At 74.4% G+C, this 4,606-nt stretch carries 4 protein-coding genes; all 4 read left to right on the top strand.

The annotated features are described in order from the left end of the window. The first annotated feature begins 403 nt into the window (after window positions 1–403). Window positions 404–637, top strand: coding sequence for a hypothetical protein (locus LWC33_RS34275; RefSeq protein ID WP_233308872.1), 234 nt, complete (start codon window positions 404–406; stop codon window positions 635–637). Window positions 638–889: 252 nt separating this feature from the next. Next, window positions 890–1,552, top strand: a complete 663-nt coding sequence (locus LWC33_RS34270) for a hypothetical protein (protein ID WP_233308871.1) — start codon at window positions 890–892, stop codon at window positions 1,550–1,552. Then, the gene (locus tag LWC33_RS34265) at window positions 1,552–3,843 is read left to right on the top strand and encodes a hypothetical protein (RefSeq protein WP_233308870.1); all 2,292 of its coding nucleotides are present in this window, start codon (window positions 1,552–1,554) and stop codon (window positions 3,841–3,843) included. The genes LWC33_RS34270 and LWC33_RS34265 overlap by 1 nt, the downstream gene beginning before the upstream one ends. Further along, window positions 3,786–4,606: tetratricopeptide repeat protein (locus LWC33_RS34260; protein WP_233308869.1), on the top strand; the 821-nt coding region annotated here is incomplete at its 3' end. The genes LWC33_RS34265 and LWC33_RS34260, both read left to right, overlap by 58 nt.

Genomic DNA, 4,606 nt, shown 5'->3' with positions numbered 1-4,606 from the left:
CCGCAACCGACCGCCAGACCGGGCGACCGCCACGCGAAAGACACCAGCCACCTAGCACTCCACGACGGCGCACCGGCCGTCGCGTCGAGTGGAGGCGCAGATGGTCGACCCCTCCGAGTCCTGCCGGCCCGTCCCGAGCCGACCCCGCGACCTCGGGCGACTCGAGCCCGAACGGCGGCTCCGGTTCGCCCCCGGCGCCATCCTCACCCGCTGGTGACGTGAGCTGACACTGCTCGGTGGGCTCGGCGTTCTCTGGTCCGAGTTCGGGTGGGTCGCACCCGTCGCCACCCTCGGAGCCGTCGCGCTGTCCTGCCTGCTCCGGCCTGCGCGCGAGCGGGTGGCGAGGGAGGTGCTCGCGCTGGTCGTGCTGCACCGGGTCCGCGTCGGGTGCATATGGGCCGGGTTGGAGAACCGGTCCGGCAACCTGAAGCTGCTGGTCAACGCCCGGCCGAGCGGCGCGGCCGTCGTCACCGCCTTCTGCCGGCTGGGGACCACGCCGGCGGACTTCGCCGCCCAGGCCGAGATGATCGCGGAGGCGTGCGGGGCGCTGAAGGTGATCGTCGCGCGGGACTCGCCGCGGCGGGAGCGGATGCTGATCGTGGTCGTGCGGCCGCGGTGGGGGTGGCCGGGGAAGTAGGTGTCGGGTGATCGCCCGGCACCGCACGCGTCGGACGTCTGCCCACACTTTTTTCGCGGTGCGCGAGGGGGACGGGGTCCTCCACGCCATAGGACGGAGTGCGCGGCAAGGCGAAAGGTCGGCGCGGGCGGCGCGGTGGACGCCCCGAACACCTGCGGGGAGACGTCCGTGTACGTGCACGAGCGAGAGCGGGAACCGGATCAGTGGTGCCGATGCCTCCTGCGTCGCATCGGCGACGAGGAGGCGGTCGCGGTGCTGCGAGGGTGCGGGGCGAGCGGGCCGGGCTGGGACGGGATGGCCGAGCACCTCGCCCGCTACGCCCTGGCCACCCTGCACCAGCAGTTCCTGCGACACGCCCTGGTCACAGAGGCCAACGTCCATCGCAGGCGTGCCGGGTTGCACCCGTTGTGCCTCACGCCGGAGGACGGGGAGATGCTCCGCACCGACGGCGCCCAGCGGACGGAGCTGTTCGACGCCACCGTGGCGCATGCGTTGGCCCGCTTCAAACGGCACGACGTCGTCGGCGGGCGGTGGCGGCCCGGCGGGCGGGCCGTGCCCGGCTACCTCGTGACCCGGTGCTACTTCGTCCTCGGTGAGCAGCTCACGGCCTGGCGGCGCGGGCGCGACCGGGTCGCACGGACCCTGGCTGCCGAGGCACGGAAGGCCCGCGAGCAGGCCCGGCTCGCAGAGGTCGACCTCGTCGACGCCCTGCGCGACCAACCCACCGGGCGTCTCGACCTGCTCCTCCGCACCATGCCGGACACCTTGCGCGCCGCCGTCGACCACCGGCTCACCCACGACGGGGCAGGCTGGGCCGACGCGGCACGCGCACTGCAGGTCAGCCCCAAGGTCATCGAGAACCAGCTGTACCGCTGGAAGAAGCGGTACGGCCGGCGTACGGAAGGGGAGAGCTGATGAACGCGTTCGACACCCCCGGTCAGGAGGGCGATGATCGCGTGTTCCCGATCCGGCCGCCGGAGCACGAGGCGTGGGCGGAGCGCCCCGTCGAGGAGCTGGCCGCGGCTGTCCCCGCCGCGGACGTCGCCGACGTCATGCGGCGCCTCCGCGCCCTCGACGTCCTGGAGGACCTCGACGAGGTCGCCCCCGCCGCCGGCGGTGCGGGCGCCGACTGGCAGCGCGAGCTCGGCGCGCTGCTGGAGTGGACCGGGCGGGACGAGGAGTGGCTGCGCCGCGCGCTCACCGCGAGCGGACAGGTCGACCAGCCGGTGCACCGGCTGCTCAGCGGCGACGTCACCGTCCGCATCGGACTGGCCGAACGCGTCGTCACCCTGCTCGGCGGAAAGTGGGAGGACGACGGCTACCGCGCGCTCTTCGAGGCGGCACGCGCCGAGAGCACGGGGGAGCCGGGGCCCGCGCGCACTCGGCAGCTCTCCGGGCTCACAGGGGCGGACCCGGTGACCATCGCGGCCGAGATCGTGTCACCCGTTGAGGAGCTCCCGGTCCTGCACGGGCGCGGCGAGCTCGTCGGTTCACTGATCGAGCAGGCCAGGCCACTCGGTGGGCCAGCGCTCGTCCTGGTCGGGGAGGCGGGCCTCGGCAAGACGACCACCGCCCGCGCCGTGTCCGCGCACCTCGGCGGGCGCAACCGCGCGATCTGCGTGACCGCCCACGACCTCGACGACGTCTGCGACGGCCTGCGTCGGGTCGCACGCCTCCTCGGCGCGCCGACCCGCCGGCTCGACCTCGCCCTGCGGCCCGTCGACCCGGCCGTGCGGGCCGAGGCGCTCTGGACCCTGCTCGACGACGCCGACGAGCCCTGGGTGGTCCTGCTCGACGACGCCGGACCGGACGCGGTGGGCCATCCGGCCTGGGCCCGGCGCAGCCCCGCCGGAACGGTGCTGGTGACCTCGCGCCACGGCGACCCGGACAGCTGGGGTGAGCACGCGGTCGTCCACCGCGTGCGGGGGCTCGACCCGCAGTCGGGGGCGAGGATCGTCCTCGACCGGCTCCCCACGCCCGCCCGCAGCGGATGGGCGGAGCCGGCCCAGCGGCTGTCCTCGCTGCTCGGGGGCCTGCCGTTGGCCCTACGGGGCGCGGGCGAGGCCGCGGCGTCGGGGGGCACCGCGCGCCTGGAGGAGATGCTCGCGGACCTGGACCCCGGGGCGCTGCCGAGCGGCGACGCCGTCGCGGCCACCTTCGAGGTCTGCCTCGACGCGGTGCCAGGTGGAATCCGTGACCGGGCCGTGGGCCTGCTCGGCGTGCTCGCCCGGTTCCACCCGGACGAGCCCCTGCCTGCCGCCGCTGTTCCCGAGGACCCCGAGGCGCTCGACGCCCTCGTGAGGGTGGGACTGCTCGACCGTCGTCAGGCGGCCGACGGCATCACCGTGGTGCAGCTGCACCACGGATTCGCGGAGCTGGCCCGCCGGAACGCGCCGGCCGGTTCCTACGCCCACGCCGCCGCGGCCCTGACGATCGCCGCGGAGGCGCTCGACCCCGGGCTGCCCGGTGACTGGCCTGCGGCCATGCGCCTGCATCCACACACCGAGGAGCTGCTCGACACCCTACCTCTCGACGCGTCCGACGCCGAGCGCGCCGCTGTGCTCGTCCTCGCGAATCGGGTCGTCAGCCGACTCGTCCGCGCCGACGGGAGTCCGCTCGCCCTCGCGCTACTCGACCAGGCGATCGCCCTCACCGAGGCCCTCGGCGACGATCACCCCGCCCGTCTCGAGGCGCGGCAGACGCGGGCATGGTCGGCCGCGGCCGTCGAGGACGATCTCGAGCGGGCGGAGGTGCTGATCCGTCGGGTGGTCGCGGACAAGATCCGGGTACACGGGCGCGGGCACGCGTCGACGCTCTCGGCGCGCGACCGCCTCGGCTGGGTGCTCGCGGAGGAGCGCGAGCTCGACGCCGCCGCGCGCCGGTTGATCGGGGTGCTCGTGGAGCGGACCGAGCTGCTCGGCCCCCTCCACCCCGAAACCCTGGCGACCCGGCATCGGCTTGCGTGGGTGACGGGAATGGCCGGCAACCCGGTCGAGGCAGAGGAGGAACTGCGCGCGCTCGTGCGGCTGCGGGAAGAGGTGCACGACACCCGCGCACACATCGACGTGCACAACTCGCGCTACCGGCTCGGCTGCCTGCTGGCGCAGGACGCGTTCGGCAAGGACGGGCTCGAGGAGGCCCGTACCCTGTGTTCGCCGCGCTGCGGCAGGAGTTGGAGGAGACCCTCGGCGCGACGCACTCCATGACCCTGATGGTCCGGGTGCGGCAGGCCTGGGTCGCAATGCGGCAGTTGCGCTTCGACGACGCCGTCGACGCCTACTCCGACCTCCTCGCCGACCAGGAGAAGGTGCTCGGCGTCGACCACCCCCGCACTCTGCGCACCCGACACACGCTCGCCCAGCTCACCCTGGCGCTGGGCGACGCGCGCAGGGCCGAGGAGGACCTGCGAGGGGTGGTGAGGAGCCGGCGGGACGTGCTCGGGTCCAGTCATCCGCACACGATGGACAGCCGTTCGTACCGGGCGTGGGCGTTGCTGCGCAGCGGGCGGGTGCAGGCGGCGGACCGGGAGCTGCAGGCCCTGTTCGCCGACCGCCGGCGGGTGCTCGGAGACGATCACCTGGCCACGCTGACGACGCGATACCACCTCGCCAGGGTCGTGACCCGACGGGGACGGCTCGCCGACGCCCGGGCCCGGTTCTTGCGCTTGGGTCCGCACGCCGCCCTGGTCCTCGGCGACGAGGACCGGCTGGTGCTGGAGATCCGGCACGGCTCTGCTGTCGTCGAGGCGCTGAACGGGCGGCTGACGTCGGCCGAGGCGGAGCTGGAGGAGATCCACGCCGTGCGGGAACGGGTCTACGGGCCCGGTGATACGGACACCCTGGCGACGCGGGAGCAGCTGGTGTGGGTCGTGGGAACGGCCGGGCGGGTGACCGCCGCGCTCGCGGAGAGCTCACGGGTTCTGCGGGACACCATCCGGGTGCTGGGGGAGCACCACCCTCACTCCCTCGC

The sequence above is a fragment of the Pseudonocardia terrae genome, from assembly GCF_021343995.1.
In the GTDB taxonomy this organism is placed as follows: Bacteria; Actinomycetota; Actinomycetes; order Mycobacteriales; family Pseudonocardiaceae; genus Pseudonocardia; species Pseudonocardia terrae.
Note: the sequence above shows the minus strand (reverse complement) of the source record. Positions and strands in the feature narration are given on the sequence as shown.

Bases quoted from the DNA above. Each gene is read 5' to 3' on its own strand.
- LWC33_RS34265 (WP_233308870.1), top strand. From the start codon at position 1,552: ATGAACGCGTTCGACACCCCCGGTCAGGAGGGCGATGATCGCGTGTTC.